Consider the following 20283-nt stretch of genomic DNA (forward strand, 5'->3'; position numbering starts at 1 on the left):
CAGAAGGTTGGCTGAGCTGCGGGGAGGTATCGGAGGAATGTTTCTGGATCACCGTCCAAGGCCGGGAAGACCCAGGACGGTGAAGATTTCCAAAACCCGATATCCAGTGGATCGTAAGGCTGCTCCGCTTAAGTGAACAGCATTACGGTATCTCTGCCGGGCTTTTTATTGGTCGCTTGCCTGGAAAGACGGGGCGCGATGAGCGCCCCGCCAACCCTCAGGCCATTTCCGCAGTGGTCTCGAAATCGAACGTCAGTTCGCCGTTTTCGAGATTCACGTGCACCGTGCCGCCATGCTCGGAAAGCTCCCCGAAGAGAATCTCCTCGGCCAGGGGACGCTTGATGCGATCCTGGATCAGGCGAGCCATGGGCCGGGCGCCCATCTGCACGTCGTAACCCTGCTCGGCCAGCCAGTCGCGCGCCGCATCGCTGACTTCGAGCATGACGCGCTTGTCCTCGAGCTGCGCCTGCAGCTCGATGAGGAACTTGTCGACGATGCTCTTGATCGTGTCGTGACTGAGACGGCCGAACTGGATGATGGTATCCAGACGGTTGCGGAACTCCGGCGTAAAGCTCTTCTTGATCACTTCCATGGCGTCGGACGAGTGATCCTGATAGCTGAAGCCGATCGACGCCCGCGATGCGGTTTCCGCGCCGGCGTTGGTGGTCATGATCAGGATCACGTTGCGGAAGTCCGCCTTGCGCCCGTTGTTGTCGGTCAGCGTGCCGTGATCCATGACCTGCAGCAGCAGGTTGAAGACTTCCGTGTGCGCTTTCTCGATTTCATCGAGCAGCAGTACGCAATGGGGCTGCTTGGTGATCGCTTCGGTCAGCAGGCCGCCCTGGTCGAAACCGACGTAGCCGGGTGGCGCCCCGATCAGGCGCGACACGGTGTGCCGCTCCATGTACTCGGACATGTCGAAACGCACCAGTTCCACGCCCAGCGCCTTGGACAGCTGGCGAGCCGCCTCGGTCTTGCCGACGCCGGTGGGGCCGGCGAACAGGAACGAGCCGACCGGCTTGTCCGGCGCCTTGAGGCCAGCCCGCGACAGCTTGATGGCGGTGGCCAGCGAATCGATGGCGGCGTCCTGGCCGAATACGGTCAGCTTGAGGTCGCGCTCCAGGTTGCGCAGCAGTTCCTTGTCGGAGCTGCTGACATGTTTCGGCGGAATGCGCGCGATCTTGGCCACGATGTCCTCGACCTGCGGCACGTCGATGCGCTTGACGCGCTTCTCCTGCGGCTGCAGGCGCTGGAACGCACCCGCTTCGTCGATCACGTCGATGGCCTTGTCGGGCATGTGGCGATCATTGATGTAGCGCGAGGCCAGCTCCGCGGCTGCGCGCAGGGCCTCATCACTGTACTCGATGTCGTGGTGCTGCTCGAAGCGCCCCTTGAGGCCCTTGAGGATGCCAATGGTGTCTTCCACCGAAGGCTCCACCACGTCGACCTTCTGGAAGCGCCGCGCCAGGGCGCGATCCTTCTCGAAGATGCCACGAAATTCCTGGAAGGTCGTCGAGCCGATGCAGCGGATCTCGCCCGACGATAGGGCCGGCTTGAGCAGGTTCGAGGCATCCATCACGCCGCCCGAGGCAGCCCCGGCACCGATGATGGTGTGAATCTCGTCGATGAACAGGATGGCTTGTGGGCGCTTGCGCAGCTCGGTGAGCAGTGCCTTGAGGCGCTTCTCGAAATCCCCGCGGTACTTGGTACCGGCCAGGAGTGCGCCGAGATCCAGAGAGTAGACGACGCTGTCAGCCAGCAGGTCGGGCACCTGATTGTCGACGATGCGCTTGGCCAGGCCTTCGGCGATGGCAGTTTTGCCGACGCCAGCCTCGCCGACCAGCAGCGGATTGTTCTTGCGGCGGCGGGCAAGGATCTGCGCAACGCGCTCGACCTCGTGCTCGCGGCCGACCAGCGGGTCGATGCGGCCCTGGCGCGCCAGCTCGTTGAGGTTGCTGGCGTAGGCGTCCAGCGGATTGCTCGAGGAAGAGGACTCGCCACCCTCTTCGTCCTGCATTTCCGGGTCGGCTTCGGGTGACGCGCCCTGCCCGGGCACCTTGGAGATGCCATGGGCGATGAAATTGACCACGTCGATACGGGCCACGCTCTGCTGCTTGAGCAGGAACACGGCCTGGCTTTCCTGCTCGCTGAAGATCGCGACCAGCACGTTGGCGCCGGTGACCTCGCGCTTGCCGGAACTCTGCACGTGGAATACCGCGCGCTGCAGCACGCGCTGGAAGCCCAGGGTCGGCTGAGTTTCGCGCTCTTCGTCGTGCTGGGGGATCAGCGGCGTGGTGGAGTCGATGAATTCCTGCAGGTCACTGCGCAGCTTGTCCAGACTGGCACCGCAGGCACGCAGCACACTGGCTGCAGCTTCGTTGTCCAGAAGAGCCAGCAGGAGGTGCTCCACGGTCATGAATTCATGACGTTTCGCGCGGGCCTCCTTGAAGGCCAGGTTGAGGGTGACTTCGAGCTCTCGATTTAACATAGCTTCACCTCATGCCAAGCGGCCGGCGTTAACCGTCCTTCTCGATTTCACAGAGTAATGGGTGCTGGCTTTCACGCGCGTACTGGTTGACCTGCGTGGCCTTGGTCTCGGCGATGTCGCGGGTGTAGAGCCCGCAAACGGCGCGACCTTCGGTATGCACGGTCAACATGATCCTGGTTGCCACCTCGCGATTGAGGTTGAAGAAGGTCTCGAGTATCTCGACCACGAAATCCATGGGGGTGTAGTCATCATTGAACAAGACCACCTTGTAGAGCGGAGGCGCCTGCAATGCCGGCTTGGACTCCTCGACGGCCAGGCCTGATGAGTCGTCCTCATGCGGTGCGGGTCGATCCTGATTGAATGTTAGTCGAATCTGGCTACTTGCATGCATGCTGGATAAAAGGTTCGTGGGGTGAATGGAGCGGGCCGCAAAAAATCAGACCCGTTTATCGTCGTTTCGTGCGATGCCTTGACTATCGGCAAAAGGGTGTTACAACCAAAGGATACCCCTACGGGGCGAAAGGGCTTGCGTTCGCTGGGCGATCCCCGTGAACGCTGGATCTAATGTGGATGATACTCCAGCAGTGGGGTTCCTTGCAGAGGGATATCAGCATGCTAAGTGGTAAGGTCAAGTGGTTCAACAACGCCAAGGGCTATGGGTTCATCCTGGCCGATGGCCGAGATGAGGACCTGTTCGCCCATTACTCGGCCATTCAGATGGATGGGTACAAAACGCTGAAGGCCGGCCAGGCCGTCAGCTTCGATATCATTCAAGGCCCCAAGGGTCTCCATGCCGTGAACATCAGCGCCGCCCAGGCCGTGCAGGACACGCCTGCCCCAGCTGTCAGCAAGGCGCACGCGAGCGCGGTCGGAGCCTGACCTTTCACTCCACGAACGACCGGCCCCAGTGGCCGGTTTTTTTATGGCCGCGGCCGGTGCTACCCGCAGCGGGCGAGGCTCTGCAACCGATACATTCCGACGAACGCATATCTTCGCTACCGGTGCGAGCAACTTGGCACGTCGGTTTGATATACTCGGGCGCTGACTGAGTAGTCATAAGGGCGCCTTCGCCTGGAGTACGGCTTCCAGCACTCGTCGCGCCGGTCCTGTCAGGCGGTCCGTTACCGCCATCAGGCAGCTGCGACACCCAACATCATCGGGATGGAACTTCGAATTCACCTCATTGATGCCGCGCTGTGGCCAGAAGCCACCTCACCCGGATCAGTGCCGTGCAAGTTCAGTAAAGAGAGAGTTAAATCAAATATGACCACACGCTCGAAGATCATTTACACCCTCACCGACGAAGCCCCAGCGCTCGCGACCTACTCCCTGCTCCCCATCGTCAAAGCCTTTACCGCCTCCTCCGATATCGCCGTCGAGACCCGCGACATTTCGCTGGCCGGCCGTATCCTGGCGCTGTTCCCCGAGTTTCTGACCGACGCTCAGAAACAGGGCGATCACCTCGCCGAGCTGGGTGCCCTGGCCACCACGCCAGAAGCCAACATCATCAAACTGCCGAACATCAGCGCCTCCGTACCGCAGCTCAAGGCCGCCATCAAGGAATTGCAGAGCCAGGGTTACGCCCTGCCCGACTACCCGGACGCCGACGACAGCGAGCAGGCACGCGACATCCGCAGCCGCTACGACAAGGTCAAGGGCAGCGCCGTGAACCCGGTTCTGCGTGAAGGCAACTCCGACCGCCGCGCACCGCTGTCGGTCAAGAACTATGCTCGCAAACACCCGCACAAGATGGGCGCCTGGGCTGCCGACTCCAAATCCCATGTCGCGCACATGGAAAGCGGCGACTTCTACGGCAGCGAGAAAGCTGCCCTGATCGACGCCAAAGGCAGCGTGAAGATCGAACTGGTCGGCGCTGACGGCACCGCCACCGTGCTGAAAGAAAAAACCAGCGTGCTGGCTGACGAAGTCCTGGATTGCTCAGTGCTGAGCAAGAAGGCCCTGCGCAGCTTCATCGCCGCCCAGATCGAAGACGCCAAGAAGCAAGGCGTGCTGTTCTCGGTGCACCTGAAGGCCACCATGATGAAGGTCTCCGACCCGATCATCTTCGGCCAGATCGTTGCCGAGTTCTACAAGTCGGCCCTGGAAAAGCACGCTGCTGCCCTGCAGGAAGCCGGCTTCAACCTGAACAACGGCATCGGCGACCTGTACGCCAGCATCAAGAAGCTGCCAGCCGACAAGCAGGCCGAAATCGAAGCCGACATCAACGCCGTCTACGCCGATCGTCCGGCACTGGCGATGGTCAACTCCGACAAGGGCATCACCAACCTGCACGTGCCGAGCGACGTGATCGTCGACGCTTCGATGCCGGCGATGATTCGCGACTCGGGCCGCATGTGGAACACCGCGGGTGAGCTGCAGGATGCCAAGGCCGTGATCCCGGATCGCTGCTACGCCGGCATCTACCAGGCCGTGATCGAAGACTGCAAGGCCAATGGCGCCTTCAACCCGACCACCATGGGCAGCGTGCCGAACGTTGGCCTGATGGCGCAGAAAGCCGAAGAGTACGGCTCCCACGACAAGACCTTCCAGATCCAGGCTGCCGGCGTGGTTCGCGTCAGCGATGCCAACGGCAAGGTACTGATGGAGCAGAAGGTCGAGGAAGGCGATATCTTCCGCATGTGCCAGACCAAGGACGCGCCGATCCAGGACTGGGTCAAACTGGCGGTCAATCGCGCCCGCCTGAGCAACACCCCAGCGGTGTTCTGGCTGGACCCGGCCCGTGCCCACGACGCCGAAATGATCAAGAAGGTCGAGAAGTACCTGAAGGATCACGACACCAGCGATCTGGACATCCGCATCCTCGCGCCGGTCGAAGCCATCAAGTTCTCCCTGGCCCGTATCCGCGAAGGCAAGGACACCATCTCGGTGACCGGCAACGTGCTGCGCGACTACCTGACCGACCTGTTCCCGATCATGGAGCTGGGTACCAGTGCCAAGATGCTGTCGATCGTGCCACTGATGAATGGCGGCGGCCTGTTCGAAACCGGCGCTGGCGGTTCGGCGCCCAAGCACGTCCAACAGCTCGTCGAAGAGAACTTCCTGCGCTGGGATTCCCTGGGTGAGTTCCTGGCTCTGGCCGCTTCCCTGGAGCACCTGGGCAACACCTACGACAACCCGAAAGCATTGGTGCTGAGCAAAACTCTGGACCAGGCTACCGGCCAGTTCCTCGACAACGACAAGTCGCCGGCGCGCAAGGTTGGCGGTATCGATAACCGTGGCAGCCATTTCTACCTGGCGCTGTACTGGGCACAAGCTCTGGCAGCCCAGAGCGAAGACGCCGCCCTGCAGGCGCAGTTCGCGCCACTGGCCAAGACCCTGACCGACAGCGAAGCCAAGATCGTTGCCGAGCTCGGCGCGGTACAGGGCAAACCAGCTGACATCGGTGGCTACTACGCACCGGACAAGGCACTGACCGAAAAAGTCATGCGCCCGAGCGCGACCCTCAACGCTGCCCTGGCCTCCCTGGCTTGAGCAACGCGCTGATCTAGCGACACCGACAACCCCGGCCTCGTGCCGGGGTTGTCGTTTTCAGTATTCGAAAAGGAGTCAGCATGACCTGGCACGCACATGTCACCGTCGCCACCATCGTCGAACACGAGGGGCGTTTTCTGTTCGTCGAGGAGCTCAAGGGGGGACGCCTGGTGCTCAATCAGCCCGCCGGCCACCTGGAGCCGAAGGAGAGCCTGCAGCAGGCAGCCGTGCGCGAAACGCTCGAGGAGACCGGCTGCGACGTCGAGTTGACAGGCGTTACCGGCATCTATCTGTACACCGCGCCGAGCAACGGCGTGACCTATCAACGCATCTGCTTCGTCGCCAACCTGGTAGAGCACCATGCCGAGCGTGCGCTGGACAGCGATATCAGTGGCATCCGCTGGCTCACGTACGACGAACTGCTGGCCGAGCGCGGCCGCCTGCGCAGCGAGCTGGTGCTGCGCTGCCTGGATGACTACCTGGCGGGCGCCCGCTTCCCACTCAGCCTCATCCACGACCCCATGTGAACGCCGCCCGTGCGCGGCAGACTGAAACACGTCGCGCATCCTGTTAGAATCTCGCCCCTTTGAAGCCCGTATCGATCCCGACCATGCAAGATTCAGCCACCCAGCGCGTCATCGTCGGCATGTCCGGCGGTGTCGACTCCTCCGTCTCAGCCCTGCTCCTGCTCGAAGCGGGCTATCAGGTCGAAGGCCTGTTCATGAAGAACTGGGACGAAGACGACGGCACCGAGTACTGCACCGCCATGGACGACCTGGCGGACGCCCAGGCCGTGTGCGACCGCATCGGCATCAAGCTGCACACCGCCAACTTCGCCGCCGAGTACTGGGACAACGTGTTCGAGCACTTCCTGGCCGAGTACAAGGCCGGGCGCACGCCTAACCCGGACATCCTCTGCAACCGTGAAATCAAGTTCAAGGCGTTTCTCGACTACGCCCTGATGCTCGGGGCCGACCTGATCGCCACCGGCCATTACGTGCGCCGCCGCGATATCGACGGGCGCAGCGAACTGCTCAAGGGCCTGGATCCGAACAAGGACCAGAGTTACTTCCTGCACGCCGTTGGCGGCGAGCAGATCGCCAAGACCCTGTTCCCGGTCGGCGAGCTGGAGAAGCCCGAAGTGCGGGCGATTGCCGAGAAGTATGAGCTGGCCACCGCCAAGAAGAAGGATTCCACCGGTATCTGCTTCATTGGCGAGCGCCGTTTCAGCGACTTCCTCAAGCAGTACCTGCCGGCGCAGCCAGGCAACATCGAAACCACCGAGGGTGACGTGATCGGCAAACATCACGGCCTGATGTACCACACCATCGGCCAGCGCCAGGGCCTGGGTATCGGAGGCCTCAAGGATGCCGGCGACGAGCCCTGGTACGTGCTGCACAAGGACCTGACCCGCAACGTGCTGATCGTCGGCCAGGGCAACGAGCATCCCTGGCTGTTTTCCCGCGCCCTGCATGCCTCGCAGATCTACTGGGTCAACCCCGTGGCGCTCGATGCCCCTCGGCGCCTGACCGCCAAGGTGCGTTACCGCCAAGCTGACCAGGCCTGCACCCTGGAGCGCACCGCCGATGGCTACCGCGCTACGTTCGAGCAACCCCAGCGTGCGGTCACGCCGGGGCAGTCCGTGGTGTTCTATGACGGTGACGTCTGCCTCGGCGGCGGCGTGATCGAGAGCGCCGAACCCTGGAGCGAGGGCGCACCGCGATGAATCCCATTCAAGAGCAGCTGATCGCCCTGGGCGCAGTGTTTCAGGCCGCGGTGATGGTCGACAAGATCGCCAAGACCGGCCAGGCCGCCGAAAGCGAAGTGACCTGCCTGATCAACAGCCTGCTGGTGCGCGATGCCAACGGCACGCTGGACGTGTACGGCGGTGATGACCTGAATTTGCGCGACGGTTACCGCGCCCTGGTCAGCGCCCTGGAACGTGACCCCACCAGCCTGCAACGCGAGCCGCTGCGCTACGCCCTCGCCCTGCTCGGCCTGGAGCGACAGCTCGACAAGCGCGGCGACCTGCTGCAACTGATGGGCAATCGCCTGGACCAGATCCAGAGCCAGGCCGACCATTTCGGCATTGGCCACGAGAACGTCATTTCTTCCTGTGGCGCGCTGTATCAGGACACCATCAGCACCTTCAAGCAGCGCATTCAGGTGCAGGGCGACAGCCGCTTCCTGCAACAACCGGCCAATGCCTCGAAGATTCGTGGCCTGCTGCTCGCCGGGATTCGCTCGGCGCGCCTGTGGCGCCAACTGGGCGGGCATCGCTGGCAGCTGGTGTTCAGCCGCCGCAAATTGCTGCGAGAACTCTACCCGATGCTGCGCGGCTGATCCGCCGCGCCCCCATGCATTTCATCCGTCGATTCACCGGGCGACAGCGCTGATAGCCGCCCGGATTCGTGTATGATATGCGCCCTTTTCAACGCCCGACTGTCCGAGAACGCCTCCCATGCAGCTTTCCTCGCTCACCGCGGTTTCGCCCGTAGACGGCCGCTATGCCGGCAAAACCAGCGCCCTGCGCCCCATTTTCAGCGAGTACGGCCTGATCCGTTTCCGCGTCCAGGTGGAAGTCCGCTGGCTGCAGCGCCTCGCCGCCCATGAGGGCGTCAGCGAAGTCGCGCCCTTCTCCGCCGAAGCCAACGCCCTGCTCAACGAGCTGGCGGAAAACTTCGCCGTCGAGCACGCCGAGCGCGTCAAGGAAATCGAGCGCACCACCAACCACGACGTCAAAGCCGTGGAATACCTGCTCAAGGAACAGGCTGCCAAGCTGCCGGAGCTGGACAAGGTCAGCGAGTTCATCCACTTCGCCTGCACCAGCGAGGACATCAACAACCTGTCCCATGCCCTGATGCTGCGCGAAGGCCGCGACGACGTGCTGCTGCCGCTGATGCGCCAGATAGCCGCCGCCATCCGCGAGCTGGCGGTCAAGTTCGCCGACGTGCCGATGCTGTCGCGCACCCATGGCCAACCGGCATCGCCGACCACCCTGGGCAAGGAGCTGGCTAACGTCGTTTACCGCCTCGAGCGGCAGATCACCCAGATCGCCGCCGTCCCGCTGCTGGGCAAGATCAACGGCGCTGTGGGCAACTACAACGCCCACCTGTCGGCCTATCCGCAGGTCGACTGGGAAGCCAACGCCCGTCAGTTCATCGAAGGTGACCTGGGCCTGCAGTGGAACCCCTACACCACGCAAATCGAGCCCCATGACTACATCGCCGAACTGTTCGACGCCATCGCGCGCTTCAACACCATCCTCATCGACTTCGATCGCGATATCTGGGGCTACATTTCCCTCGGCTATTTCAAGCAAAAGACCGTCGCTGGCGAGATCGGCTCGTCGACCATGCCGCACAAGGTCAACCCGATCGACTTCGAGAACTCCGAAGGCAACCTCGGTATCGCCAATGCGCTGTTCCAGCACCTGGCCAGCAAGCTGCCGATCTCCCGCTGGCAGCGTGACCTGACCGACTCCACCGTACTGCGCAACCTCGGTGTCGGCTTCGCCCACAGCGTGATCGCCTATGAAGCAAGCCTCAAGGGAATCAGCAAGTTGGAGCTCAATGCTCAGCGTATTGCTGAAGATCTGAACGCCTGCTGGGAAGTGCTCGCCGAGCCGATCCAGACCGTCATGCGTCGCTACGCCATCGAGAACCCGTACGAGAAGCTTAAGGAGCTGACACGCGGCAAGGGCATCACGCCCGAGGCGCTGCTGGCCTTCATCGACGCGCTGGATATGCCCGCTCCTGCCAAGGAAGAGCTCAAGCAGCTCACCCCGGCCAATTACATCGGCAACGCCGTGGCTCAGGCCAAGCGCATCTGACCGACGGGCATGCCCGAGAACGCCCGGCTGACGCCGGGCGTTTCTTTTTATAAGCACCGATAAATATCAAGGACTTACACATGAATCCTGATGCTCCTCTTCAGCTATTGGGTGGCCTGAGCGCACGCGAGTTCCTGCGCGACTACTGGCAGAAGAAGCCCTTGCTGGTGCGCCAGGCCATCGCCGATTTCGAGAGCCCGATTTCTCCCGATGAACTGGCTGGCCTGGCCCTCGAGGAAGAAGTCGAGTCGCGCCTGGTGCTCGAACACGGCGAAACCCCGTGGGAGGTTCGCCGCGGCCCATTCGCCGAGGATGCGTTCGCCGATCTGCCGGAGCGTGACTGGACCCTGCTGGTGCAGGCCGTCGACCAGTTCGTGCCCGATGTTGCCGAACTGCTGGAGCAATTCAAGTTCCTGCCCAAGTGGCGGATCGACGACGTGATGATCAGCTTCGCCACGCCAGGTGGCGGCGTTGGCCCGCATTTCGACAACTACGACGTATTCCTGCTGCAGGCCCATGGCCGGCGCCGCTGGCAGATCGGCCAGATGTGCGACGCCCAAAGCCCGCTGTTGCCGGATCTGGACATGAAGATCCTGGCTCAATTCGATCAAACTGAAGAATGGGTGCTCGAGCCCGGCGATATGCTCTATCTGCCGCCGCTCCTGGCCCACTGTGGCACCGCCGAGGACGATTGCATGACTTATTCCGTGGGTTTCCGCGCACCCAGCGCGGCCGAAGTTCTGACCCATTTCACTGACTTCCTTGGCCAGTTCCTGCCGGACGAAACGCGTTACAGCGACGCCGGCACCGCGCCGACCAGCGACCCGCACGAGATTCAGCGTGACGCCCTCGAGCGCCTCAAGGCGCTGCTCGCCGAGCACATGAGCGACGAGCGCCTGCTGATGACCTGGTTCGGCCAGTTCATGACCGAGCCCAAGTACCCGGAACTGGTCGAAGGCATCGAGATCGACGAGGACGGCTTCCTCGATCAGCTCGAGGATGGCGCCATTCTGGTTCGCAACCCAAGCGCGCGCCTGGCCTGGTCGGAAGTCGGCGATGGCCTGGTACTGTTCGCCAGCGGGCAAAGCCGCCTGGTCTCCGCCAGCCTGCGCGAATTGTTGAAGATGATCTGCTCGGCCGACGCCCTGCATCTGGAGAACCTCGGCCCATGGCTGGGCAACGACGAGGCCCGCGAGCTGGTGCTCGAACTGGCCAAGCAAGGAAGCCTGGAGTTTGCTGCCGATGAATGACCTGCACGTACGCATCGCCGACTGGCACAAGGATTACGAAGAGCTGCATCGCATCCGCGAAACCGTCTTCGTCGCTGAACAGGCCGTGCCGCCTGAACTGGAATGGGACGCCGAAGACAGTGATGCCGTGCATTTTCTCGCCTGCGAAGGCGACTACCCGATCGGTACGGCACGCCTGCTCGCCGACGGCCAGATTGGCCGGGTAGCGGTGCTCAAGGACTGGCGCGGCCTGAAGGTCGGTGAAGCCCTGCTGCAGGCGGTGATCGCCGAAGCGCAAAAACGTGGCCTGAGCCAGCAAATGCTCAGCGCCCAGGTGCAGGCGACGCCGTTCTATGAAAAGCTGGGCTTCACTGTAGTGAGCGAGGAGTACCTGGAAGCCGGTATCCCTCACGTCGACATGGTGCGCAGCAGCTGATCTCAGCCGTGGCACACCGGTGCCACAGAGGTCAGCATGAACGACGAACACACGCCCGCCGATCTCGAGCCCATCGAGTTCGAATCGCCTGGGCGTTTTACCCTGCACAACCCGGACAGCCCCCTGCCACAGCCGGCCGCCTGGGAGCCGGCACCCTTCGTGCTCGGCAGCGAGTCGGCCGTGCAGCGTTTCAGCCTGCCCGACCAGGCCCGCAGCCACGCCCTGGCGATGATGCAGCAGGCCAGGCGCACGCTATGCCTCTACAGCCCCGATCTCGAACCCTGGCTCTACCATCACAGCAGCATTCACGCAGCCTGTAGCGATTTTCTGTTGCGCCATCGCCACAGCAGCCTGCGCATCCTGGTGTGCGACAGCAGCCGCGCGGTTCGTGACGGGCACAGACTCATCGCCCTGTCGCGAAAACTGCCCAGCTACCTGCACATTCGCCGCTGCCATCCTGATTACCCTGTTCCTGAGGGCGCCTTTCTGCTGGCTGACGACCAGGGCGTGCTGATGCGCACGGAGCCGGATCAGTTCGGCGGCTATGCGAATTACCAGGACGCCGCTCGTGTTCGCCAGTTACAGCGGCTATTCGACCAGACCTGGGATACCAGCATCACCGATCCTGACTTGCGAAGTTTTCTGCTATGAAGAGATTTATTGCCATGAAGAGCTTTCTGCCATGAAGCGACACGTTCTCGGCGCCGCCCTGCTCGCGCTCAGCCTCTCGGCGCTGGCCGCCACCGAAGTCATTCCACTCAACTACCGCACCGCAGGCGACCTGCTGCCCGTGGTGCAATCGGCGCTCGGTAACGACGGGCGGGTGAGTGCCTACGGCAACCAGTTGATCGTGAATGCGTCGCCAGCGAAGATCGAGGAGGTGCGCGCCCTGCTCGGCCAGCTCGACACTCAGCCGCGGCGCTTGCTGATCAGCGTCGACACCAGCGAATCGACCTACCGCGACGACCGGGGTTACGGGGTCGACGGCAGCATCAGCGCCGGCAACGGCCGCGTGGAAATCGGCCGTGGCGAAGTCGACGGTCGCGACCAAGCGCGCATCATTCGCCGCAGCACCGACAGCCGCGGCGGCGGCACGCAGCAGGTGCAGACCAGCGAGGGTTACCCGGCGCTGATCCAGGTTGGCCAGAGCGTGCCGGTGACCACCAGCAGCCGCGGCCCTTACGGCCAGGTGTACAACAACACCGAGTACCGCAACGTCACCCAGGGCTTTTACGTCACTGCCAGCCTGGCGGGCGAGATCGTGCACCTGGATATCAGCAGCAACCGTGACCGGGTCAGCCAGCAGCAACCCGGCGTTATCGACATCCAGCAAGCCGACACCCGGGTCAGCGGACGGCTCGGCGAGTGGATAACCATCGGCGGCAGCAGCGAGCAGAGTCAGGCCGACCGCAGTGGCGTTCTGCGCCGCTACTCGACCGAAGGCCGCGACGACATGAGCATGCGCGTGAAGGTCGAGGTGATCGACTGAAAGCCCCGTAAAACGTGACCATACGGTCGATCTAAGACTTATGTAGTACTCATAAAAAAACACTACAAAAACGATTGACGAACATTTTCGTCGGTCGCATGATGGCCTCGCTCCCGCTAATCAGGGGTTCTGGAAACGGAACCTCCGGGTCAGTCTCCGCGCACCGCAGGGATCGATTCGTGTTGTTACGCCCACAAGGCAGCTCGACGAGATGGCGACTGGAACGAGGTTGTCCTGAGGGACGGGGAAGCGTTTCACGCATCGAACGGCACAGTGCCAAGGGCGTCCACGGGCCTGCACGCACTACCGCTCGCCTACCCGGCGGCGGGCACGCGATGCGCTTCGTCCACCCGGCCACGGCCCTCCTCTTTCCGGTTTCCTCTCAACGTCTGCGGTGAGCTCGCGCCGAGCCTGCGCTTCCATGCGCGATGCCCGGTGCTCGACCAAACACACACTTGAAGGATTGACCATGTCAGCTTACGAAAACGACATCAAAGCCGTTGCCGCCCTGAAAGAAGCCGCTGGCAGCAGCTGGAGCGCTATCAACCCGGAATCCGTCGCTCGTATGCGCGCCCAGAACCGCTTCAAGACTGGCCTGGATGTAGCCAAGTACACCGCGGCCATCATGCGCAAGGACATGGCCGAGTACGACGCCGACTCGTCCGTCTACACCCAGTCGCTGGGCTGCTGGCATGGCTTCATCGGCCAGCAGAAACTGATTTCCATCAAGAAGCACCTCAAGACCACCAACAAGCGTTACCTGTACCTGTCCGGCTGGATGATCGCCGCGCTGCGTTCCGATTTCGGCCCGCTGCCGGATCAATCCATGCACGAGAAGACCGCGGTCGCAGCACTGATCGAAGAGCTGTACACCTTCCTGCGCCAGGCCGACGCCCGTGAGCTGGACCTGCTGTTCAGCGCCCTCGATGCGGCCCGCGAGTCGGGCGATCGTGGCAAACAGAGCGAGATCCAGGCGCAGATCGACAATTTCGAAACCCATGTGGTACCGATCATCGCCGACATCGATGCCGGTTTCGGCAACCCCGAGGCCACCTACCTGCTCGCCAAGAAGATGATCGAAGCCGGCGCCTGCTGCATCCAGATCGAGAATCAGGTCTCCGATGAGAAGCAGTGCGGCCACCAGGACGGCAAGGTCACCGTGCCCCATGCCGACTTCCTCGCCAAGATCAACGCGGTGCGCTACGCCTTCCTCGAGCTGGGCGTGGACGACGGCGTGATCGTCGCCCGTACTGATTCCCTGGGTGCCGGCCTCACCAAGCAGATCGCCGTGACCAGCGAGCCGGGCGACCTGGGCGACCAGTACAACTCGTTCCTGGATTGCGACGAAATCAGCCCGGCCGAACTGAAGAACGGCGACGTGGTGATCAACCGTGAAGGCAAGCTGCTGCGCCCCAAACGCCTGCCGTCCAACCTGTTCCAGTTCCGCAAGGGCACCGGCGAGGATCGCTGCGTACTGGACAGCATCACCTCGCTGCAGAACGGCGCGGACATGATCTGGATCGAAACCGAGAAGCCCCATGTCGGCCAGATCAAGGCCATGGTCGATCGCGTTCGCGAAGTGATCCCCAACGCCAAGCTGGTCTACAACAACAGCCCGTCGTTCAACTGGACCCTGAGCTTCCGCCAGCAGGTGTTCGATGCCTTCGTTGCCGATGGCAAGGATGTATCGGCCTACGATCGCGCCAAGCTGATGAGCGCCGAGTACGACGAAACCGAACTGGCCCAGGTTGCCGACGAGAAGATCCGCACCTTCCAGCGCGACGGTTCGGCCAATGCCGGCATCTTCCACCACCTGATCACCCTGCCGACCTACCACACCGCTGCGCTGTCCACCGACAACCTGGCCAAGGGCTACTTCGCCGACCAGGGCATGCTGGCCTACGTCAAGGGCGTGCAGCGTCAGGAGATCCGTCAGGGCATCGCCTGCGTCAAGCACCAGAACATGGCGGGTTCGGATATCGGCGACAACCACAAGGAGTACTTCGCCGGTGAAGCGGCTCTGAAGGCTGGCGGCAAGGACAACACCATGAACCAGTTCCACTGAGAACTGGCGCCCGCCCGAGCACACGTTTCGAGCCTCGGCCCCGGCAGCGATGCCGGGGCTTTTTTATTGGCAACTAAGGCGCCCAGCTTTAAAGGCGCCAGTTATCGAGACGAGCCGCTTGGAGAAGCGTTAAAAGAATACATTCTCAAATGACATATATTCCCATTGAAGCGAGTTTTACTTTCCACTACATATAACTTCCCCGCGCAGCCGAAGTTTCCGCCTTGTTTTGTAGCTCCTTGATTTGCGTGGCTTTCTGAAAACGGGCTGATTGCAGACATGCGACGTTTTATTATTTTTTTGTACTGAAAAATTTACTTACACCAAATACAGGCATAACATTATGCGAATTGATTCAAGGCGCTTAATGCCTTGCCATAATTTTAAATCGTGCGTTAAGCCGTTCCTTGCCTGAGGAGCCCCGGCATGCTGGAAGCAAGCAGTTCCCTGTCCCATAACTGGGCGTTGGCCGTTTTTCTGCTGGGCGTCGTTGGCCTCTGTGCCTTCATGATGGGTGTATCCAGCCTGCTGGGCAGCAAAGCCTGGGGGCGCAGCAAGAACGAGCCCTTCGAATCGGGCATGCTTCCCACCGGCAGCGCGCGTCTGCGCCTGTCCGCCAAATTCTATCTGGTCGCGATGCTCTTCGTGATCTTCGACGTCGAAGCCCTCTTTCTCTTCGCCTGGGCCGTCTCCGTTCGCGAAAGCGGCTGGGCCGGCTTCATCGAAGCAGCCGTTTTCATAAACATTCTGTTGGCAGGTCTTGTCTACCTTTGGCGTATCGGTGCGCTGGATTGGGCACCCGAGAGTCGTAAGGCTCGGCAGGCGAAGCTGAAACAATGAGGCTTTGGCGATGCAATACAAACTCACTCGGATCGATCCGGATGCTCCCAACGAGCAATACCCGATCGGCAAGCGGGAGGTCGTTACCGACCAACAGCTAGAAGACGAAGTGCACAAGAACATCTACATGGGGAAACTCTCGGATGTTCTCAGTGGTGCGGTGAACTGGGGTCGCAAGAACTCCCTGTGGCCGTACAACTTCGGGCTTTCCTGCTGCTACGTGGAAATGACCACCGCGTTCACCGCGCCGCACGACGTCGCGCGATTCGGTGCCGAGGTAATCCGTGCATCCCCACGCCAGGCCGACTTCATGGTCATCGCCGGCACCTGCTTCATCAAGATGGCGCCGGTCATTCAGCGTCTCTATGAGCAGATGCTCGAACCCAAGTGGGTCATTTCCATGGGCTCGTGCGCCAATTCCGGCGGTATGTACGACATCTATTCGGTCGTTCAGGGTGTCGACAAGTTCCTTCCCGTCGACGTCTACATTCCCGGTTGCCCGCCCCGCCCCGAGGCGTTCCTGCAAGGCCTGATGCTGTTGCAGGAATCCATCGGTCAGGAGCGCCGCCCGCTGTCCTGGGTCGTTGGCGATCAAGGCGTTTACCGCGCCGAGATGCCTTCCCAGAAAGAACAGCGCCGCGAGCAGCGTATTGCGGTTACCAACCTGCGTTCCCCTGACGAAGTCTGAGTCCTGCCTCCTTATAGAGCCGGACTCACTCTCACCGTTGACCGATAGCGATCGAGACCATGACTGCAGACACCATCGTGTCCATTGCGCCGTACAAGGCGGACGACCAAGACGTCGTCGTTGAGCTTCAATCCCGTTTTGGCGCCGACAGCTTCACGCTGCAGGCCACCCGCACCGGCATGCCGGTGATCTGGGTCGGCCGCGACAAGCTCGTAGAAGTGCTGCGCTTCCTGCGCCAGACCACCCGTCCCTACGTCATGCTGTATGACCTGCACGGCGTCGACGAGCGCCTGCGCACCCAGCGTCGCGGCCTGCCGGACGCCGATTTCACCGTGTTCTATCACCTCATGTCGCTGGAGCGTAACAGCGACGTGATGATCAAGGTGGCGCTGCGCGAGGGCGACCTCAATCTGCCGTCCGTGACCAGCATCTGGCCGAACGCCAACTGGTACGAGCGCGAAGTGTGGGACCTGTACGGCATCCACTTCACTGGCCACCCGCACCTGACGCGCATCATGATGCCGCCGACCTGGGAAGGTCACCCGCTGCGCAAGGACTACCCGGCGCGCGCCACCGAATTCGATCCGTTCAGCCTGACCCTGGCCAAGCAGCAGCTCGAGGAAGAGGCCGCGCGCTTCAATCCCGAAGACTGGGGCATGAAACGCCACAGCGAGAACGAGGACTACATGTTCCTCAACCTCGGCCCCAACCACCCGTCCGCCCACGGTGCGTTCCGTATCATCCTGCAGCTGGACGGTGAAGAGATCCTCGATTGCGTGCCGGAAATCGGTTATCACCACCGCGGTGCCGAGAAGATGGCCGAGCGCCAGAGCTGGCACAGCTTCATCCCCTACACCGACCGTATTGACTACCTCGGCGGGGTGATGAACAACCTGCCCTACGTGCTCTCGGTCGAGAAGCTCGCCGGTATCAAGGTGCCACAGAAGGTCGACACCATCCGCATCATGATGGCCGAGTTCTTCCGCATCACCAGCCACCTGCTGTTCCTGGGTACCTACATCCAGGACGTGGGCGCCATGACCCCGGTGTTCTTCACCTTCACCGACCGCCAGCGCGCCTACAAGGTGATCGAAGCCATCACCGGTTTCCGCCTGCACCCGGCCTGGTATCGCATCGGTGGTGTCGCCCACGACCTGCCGCGCGGCTGGGACAAGCTGGTCAAGGAATTCGTCGACTGGCTGCCCAAGCGCCTCGACGAGTACGAGAAGGCTGCACTGAAGAACAGCATCCTCAAGGCCCGTACCATCGGTGTGGCCCAGTACAACACCAAGGAAGCGCTGGAATGGGGCACCACCGGTGCCGGCCTGCGTTCCACTGGCTGCGATTTCGACCTACGCAAGGCGCGCCCCTACTCCGGCTACGAGAACTTCGAGTTCGAAGTGCCGCTGGCCGCCAACGGCGACGCCTACGACCGCTGCATGGTGCGCGTCGAGGAGATGCGGCAGAGCATCAGGATCATCGATCAGTGCCTGCGCAACATGCCGGAAGGCCCGTACAAGGCGGATCACCCGCTGACCACGCCGCCGCCGAAAGAGCGCACGCTGCAGCACATCGAAACCCTGATTACCCACTTCCTGCAAGTTTCCTGGGGCCCGGTCATGCCGGCCAACGAAAGCTTCCAGATGATCGAAGCGACCAAGGGTATCAACAGCTACTACCTGACCAGCGACGGCAGCACCATGAGCTACCGCACGCGCATCCGCACGCCGAGCTTCGCCCACCTGCAGCAGATCCCTTCGGTGATCCGCGGCAGCATGGTTGCCGACCTGATCGCGTACCTGGGCAGTATCGACTTCGTCATGGCCGACGTGGATCGCTGAGGAGAACACCATGAACATGATTCAGACCGACCGTTTTGCCCTCAGTGAAACCGAGCGCTCGGCCATCGAGCACGAGATGCACCACTACGAGGACCCGCGTGCAGCGTCCATCGAAGCCCTGAAGATCGTGCAGAAGGAACGCGGCTGGGTGCCGGACGGCGCCGCCGATGCTATCGGCGCGATTCTCGGCATCCCGGCCAGCGACGTCGAAGGTGTCGCCACCTTCTATAGCCAGATTTTCCGCCAGCCCGTCGGCCGTCACATCATCCGTGTATGCGACAGCATGACCTGCTTTATCGGTGGCCACGAGAACGTGCTGGGCAGCATCAAGGCCGAACTGGGCATCGTGCCCGGCCAGACCACCGCCGACGGCCGCTTCACCCTGCTGCCGGTGTGCTGCCTGGGCAACTGCGACAAGGCCCCGGCGATGATGATCGACGACGAAACCTTTGGCGACGTGCAGCCCGAAGGCGTGGCGCAACTGCTGGAGAACTTCCAATGACCAGCCGCAGCTCCAACCTGCTGACCTCCTTCGGCCCGGCCAACCGCATCGCCCGCAGCGAAGAGACCCATCCGCTGACCTGGCGCCTGCGCGACGACGCCCAGCCCGTATGGCTCGACGAATACCAGCGGAAGAACGGTTATGCCGCCGCCCGCAAGGCCTTGGCCGAGATGGCCCAGGCCGACATCGTGCAGACGGTCAAGGATTCCGGCCTCAAGGGCCGCGGTGGCGCGGGCTTCCCCACCGGCGTGAAGTGGGGCCTGATGCCCAATGACGAGTCGCTGAACATCCGCTATCTGCTGTGCAACGCGGACGAGATGGAGCCCAACACCTGGAAGGACCGCATGCTGATGGAACAGCTGCCGCACCTGCTGGTGGAAGGCATGCTGATCAGCGCCCGGGCGCTCAAGGCGTATCGCGGCTACATCTTCCTGCGTGGCGAGTACGTCGACGCCGCCGCCAACCTCAATCGCGCCATCGAGGAAGCCAAGGCAGCGGGCCTGCTGGGCAAGAACATCCTGGGCAGCGGTTTCGATTTCGAGCTGTTCGTGCACACCGGCGCCGGGCGATACATCTGCGGTGAAGAAACCGCGCTGATCAACTCCCTGGAAGGCCGTCGCGCCAACCCGCGCGCCAAGCCGCCCTTCCCCGCTGCGGTGGGCGTGTGGGGCAAGCCGACCTGCGTCAACAACGTCGAAACCCTGTGCAACGTGCCGTCGATCATCGGCAACGGCGTCGACTGGTACAAATCCCTGGCACGCGAAGGCAGCGAAGACCACGGCACCAAGCTGATGGGCTTCTCCGGCAAGGTCAAGAACCCGGGGATCTGGGAGCTGCCGTTCGGTATCAGCGCCCGCGAGCTGTTCGAGGACTGCGCCGGCGGCATGCGCGACGGCTACACCCTCAAGGCCTGGCAGCCTGGCGGCGCCGGCACCGGTTTCCTGCTGCCCGAGCACCTCGAGGCCTCGATGTACGCCGCCGGCATCGCCAAGGTCGGCACCCGCATGGGTACCGGCCTGGCCCTGGCCATCGACAACACGGTGAACATGGTCTCGCTGCTACGCAACATGGAAGAGTTCTTCGCCCGCGAATCCTGCGGTTGGTGCACACCGTGCCGCGACGGCCTGCCGTGGAGCGTGAAGATCCTCCGCGCCCTGGAGCGCAAGCAGGGCACCCGCGAGGACATCGACACCCTGCTCGGCCTGGTCAATTTCCTCGGCCCCGGCAAGACCTTCTGTGCTCACGCACCGGGCGCCGTGGAGCCACTGGGCAGCGCGATCAAGTATTTCCGTGAAGAGTTCGAAGCCGGTGTGGGCGCCACTGCGCCGCAGCCGCCGGTAGCGGCACACGCGGTATAGGCCCGATGGCCGGACGAGTGGGC

Annotated in this window: 18 protein-coding genes and 1 pseudogene; 17 read left to right on the forward strand and 2 right to left on the reverse strand. The window is 62.4% G+C overall.

What is annotated here, in order from left to right; all coding sequences use genetic code 11:
* Positions 1–136, forward strand: a pseudogene (locus tag BVH06_RS25415) (IS4 family transposase); the annotation flags it as partial.
* A gap of 81 nt (positions 137–217) precedes the next feature.
* Here the strand turns inward: BVH06_RS25415 and clpA are convergent.
* Together clpA and clpS are read right to left on the reverse strand one after the other, a co-directional pair.
* Positions 218–2488, reverse strand: coding sequence for an ATP-dependent Clp protease ATP-binding subunit ClpA (gene clpA / locus BVH06_RS13455; RefSeq protein ID WP_075934381.1), 2271 nt, complete (start codon positions 2486–2488; stop codon positions 218–220).
* Positions 2489–2516: 28 nt separating this feature from the next.
* On the reverse strand, positions 2517–2879 hold the full coding sequence (clpS, locus tag BVH06_RS13460; RefSeq protein WP_075930296.1) for an ATP-dependent Clp protease adapter ClpS: 363 nt from the start codon (positions 2877–2879) through the stop codon (positions 2517–2519).
* A gap of 221 nt (positions 2880–3100) precedes the next feature.
* Here clpS and cspD point away from each other — a divergent pair, with 221 nt between their 5' ends.
* The 16 genes from cspD to nuoF all read left to right on the forward strand — a co-directional run bounded on the left by cspD (position 3101) and on the right by nuoF (position 20260).
* Positions 3101–3367 carry a cold shock domain-containing protein CspD gene (cspD, locus tag BVH06_RS13465; RefSeq protein ID WP_075931007.1) on the forward strand — a complete coding sequence of 89 codons (267 nt, stop codon included), beginning with the start codon at positions 3101–3103 and terminating at the stop codon, positions 3365–3367.
* Between the two features lie 384 nt (positions 3368–3751).
* Positions 3752–5980: an NADP-dependent isocitrate dehydrogenase gene (locus BVH06_RS13470; protein ID WP_075934382.1), complete on the forward strand. Its 2229-nt coding sequence runs from the start codon at positions 3752–3754 to the stop codon at positions 5978–5980.
* A gap of 80 nt (positions 5981–6060) precedes the next feature.
* A complete protein-coding gene (locus tag BVH06_RS13475; RefSeq protein WP_075934383.1) occupies positions 6061–6507 on the forward strand; it encodes an NUDIX hydrolase in 447 nt (148 codons plus the stop codon).
* Positions 6508–6590: 83 nt separating this feature from the next.
* Positions 6591–7706 (forward strand): tRNA 2-thiouridine(34) synthase MnmA, encoded by a 1116-nt coding sequence (gene mnmA, locus BVH06_RS13480; RefSeq protein WP_075934384.1) that lies wholly within the window; start codon positions 6591–6593, stop codon positions 7704–7706.
* Positions 7703–8323: a high frequency lysogenization protein HflD gene (gene hflD / locus BVH06_RS13485; protein ID WP_075930300.1), complete on the forward strand. Its 621-nt coding sequence runs from the start codon at positions 7703–7705 to the stop codon at positions 8321–8323. Before mnmA ends, hflD begins: the two co-directional genes overlap by 4 nt.
* A gap of 118 nt (positions 8324–8441) precedes the next feature.
* Entirely contained in the window at positions 8442–9812 is a 1371-nt protein-coding gene (purB, locus tag BVH06_RS13490; protein WP_075934385.1) for an adenylosuccinate lyase, read from the forward strand.
* A gap of 80 nt (positions 9813–9892) precedes the next feature.
* Positions 9893–11062, forward strand: coding sequence for a cupin domain-containing protein (locus BVH06_RS13495; protein WP_075930302.1), 1170 nt, complete (start codon positions 9893–9895; stop codon positions 11060–11062).
* Positions 11055–11477, forward strand: coding sequence for a GNAT family N-acetyltransferase (locus BVH06_RS13500; RefSeq protein ID WP_075930303.1), 423 nt, complete (start codon positions 11055–11057; stop codon positions 11475–11477). The genes BVH06_RS13495 and BVH06_RS13500 overlap by 8 nt, the downstream gene beginning before the upstream one ends.
* Positions 11478–11513: 36 nt before the next feature.
* Positions 11514–12128 carry a histone acetyltransferase HPA2 gene (locus BVH06_RS13505; protein ID WP_075934386.1) on the forward strand — a complete coding sequence of 205 codons (615 nt, stop codon included), beginning with the start codon at positions 11514–11516 and terminating at the stop codon, positions 12126–12128.
* Positions 12129–12159: 31 nt separating this feature from the next.
* On the forward strand, positions 12160–12966 hold the full coding sequence (locus BVH06_RS13510) for a secretin N-terminal domain-containing protein (protein WP_075930305.1): 807 nt from the start codon (positions 12160–12162) through the stop codon (positions 12964–12966).
* 469 nt (positions 12967–13435) lie between these two features.
* The gene (locus BVH06_RS13515; protein WP_075934387.1) at positions 13436–15031 is read left to right on the forward strand and encodes an isocitrate lyase; all 1596 of its coding nucleotides are present in this window, start codon (positions 13436–13438) and stop codon (positions 15029–15031) included.
* A gap of 426 nt (positions 15032–15457) precedes the next feature.
* A complete protein-coding gene (locus tag BVH06_RS13520) occupies positions 15458–15871 on the forward strand; it encodes an NADH-quinone oxidoreductase subunit A (RefSeq protein ID WP_013791411.1) in 414 nt (137 codons plus the stop codon).
* A 10-nt stretch (positions 15872–15881) separates the two neighbouring features.
* Positions 15882–16559, forward strand: a complete 678-nt coding sequence (locus tag BVH06_RS13525) for an NADH-quinone oxidoreductase subunit B family protein (protein WP_013791410.1) — start codon at positions 15882–15884, stop codon at positions 16557–16559.
* A gap of 59 nt (positions 16560–16618) precedes the next feature.
* On the forward strand, positions 16619–18400 hold the full coding sequence (nuoC, locus tag BVH06_RS13530; protein WP_075934388.1) for an NADH-quinone oxidoreductase subunit C/D: 1782 nt from the start codon (positions 16619–16621) through the stop codon (positions 18398–18400).
* Positions 18401–18410: 10 nt separating this feature from the next.
* Positions 18411–18902, forward strand: coding sequence for an NADH-quinone oxidoreductase subunit NuoE (gene nuoE / locus BVH06_RS13535; RefSeq protein WP_070887421.1), 492 nt, complete (start codon positions 18411–18413; stop codon positions 18900–18902).
* Positions 18899–20260 carry an NADH-quinone oxidoreductase subunit NuoF gene (gene nuoF / locus BVH06_RS13540; RefSeq protein WP_075934389.1) on the forward strand — a complete coding sequence of 454 codons (1362 nt, stop codon included), beginning with the start codon at positions 18899–18901 and terminating at the stop codon, positions 20258–20260. The genes nuoE and nuoF overlap by 4 nt, the downstream gene beginning before the upstream one ends.
* Positions 20261–20283: the final 23 nt, after the last annotated feature.

It is taken from the genome of Pseudomonas sp. PA27(2017) (assembly GCF_001945445.1).
Taxonomy (GTDB): Bacteria; Pseudomonadota; Gammaproteobacteria; order Pseudomonadales; family Pseudomonadaceae; genus Aquipseudomonas.

Excerpts from the sequence above, each read along its gene's own strand:
- clpA (WP_075934381.1), bottom strand. The coding sequence starts at position 2,488 with ATGTTAAATCGAGAGCTCGAAGTCACCCTCAACCTGGCCTTCAAGGAG.
- clpS (WP_075930296.1), bottom strand. The coding sequence starts at position 2,879 with ATGCATGCAAGTAGCCAGATTCGACTAACATTCAATCAGGATCGACCC.
- cspD (WP_075931007.1), top strand. The coding sequence starts at position 3,101 with ATGCTAAGTGGTAAGGTCAAGTGGTTCAACAACGCCAAGGGCTATGGG.
- BVH06_RS13470 (WP_075934382.1), top strand. The coding sequence starts at position 3,752 with ATGACCACACGCTCGAAGATCATTTACACCCTCACCGACGAAGCCCCA.
- BVH06_RS13475 (WP_075934383.1), top strand. The coding sequence starts at position 6,061 with ATGACCTGGCACGCACATGTCACCGTCGCCACCATCGTCGAACACGAG.
- mnmA (WP_075934384.1), top strand. The coding sequence starts at position 6,591 with ATGCAAGATTCAGCCACCCAGCGCGTCATCGTCGGCATGTCCGGCGGT.
- hflD (WP_075930300.1), top strand. The coding sequence starts at position 7,703 with ATGAATCCCATTCAAGAGCAGCTGATCGCCCTGGGCGCAGTGTTTCAG.
- purB (WP_075934385.1), top strand. The coding sequence starts at position 8,442 with ATGCAGCTTTCCTCGCTCACCGCGGTTTCGCCCGTAGACGGCCGCTAT.
- BVH06_RS13495 (WP_075930302.1), top strand. The coding sequence starts at position 9,893 with ATGAATCCTGATGCTCCTCTTCAGCTATTGGGTGGCCTGAGCGCACGC.
- BVH06_RS13500 (WP_075930303.1), top strand. The coding sequence starts at position 11,055 with ATGAATGACCTGCACGTACGCATCGCCGACTGGCACAAGGATTACGAA.
- BVH06_RS13505 (WP_075934386.1), top strand. The coding sequence starts at position 11,514 with ATGAACGACGAACACACGCCCGCCGATCTCGAGCCCATCGAGTTCGAA.
- BVH06_RS13510 (WP_075930305.1), top strand. The coding sequence starts at position 12,160 with ATGAAGCGACACGTTCTCGGCGCCGCCCTGCTCGCGCTCAGCCTCTCG.
- BVH06_RS13515 (WP_075934387.1), top strand. The coding sequence starts at position 13,436 with ATGTCAGCTTACGAAAACGACATCAAAGCCGTTGCCGCCCTGAAAGAA.
- BVH06_RS13520 (WP_013791411.1), top strand. The coding sequence starts at position 15,458 with ATGCTGGAAGCAAGCAGTTCCCTGTCCCATAACTGGGCGTTGGCCGTT.
- BVH06_RS13525 (WP_013791410.1), top strand. The coding sequence starts at position 15,882 with ATGCAATACAAACTCACTCGGATCGATCCGGATGCTCCCAACGAGCAA.
- nuoC (WP_075934388.1), top strand. The coding sequence starts at position 16,619 with ATGACTGCAGACACCATCGTGTCCATTGCGCCGTACAAGGCGGACGAC.
- nuoE (WP_070887421.1), top strand. The coding sequence starts at position 18,411 with ATGAACATGATTCAGACCGACCGTTTTGCCCTCAGTGAAACCGAGCGC.
- nuoF (WP_075934389.1), top strand. The coding sequence starts at position 18,899 with ATGACCAGCCGCAGCTCCAACCTGCTGACCTCCTTCGGCCCGGCCAAC.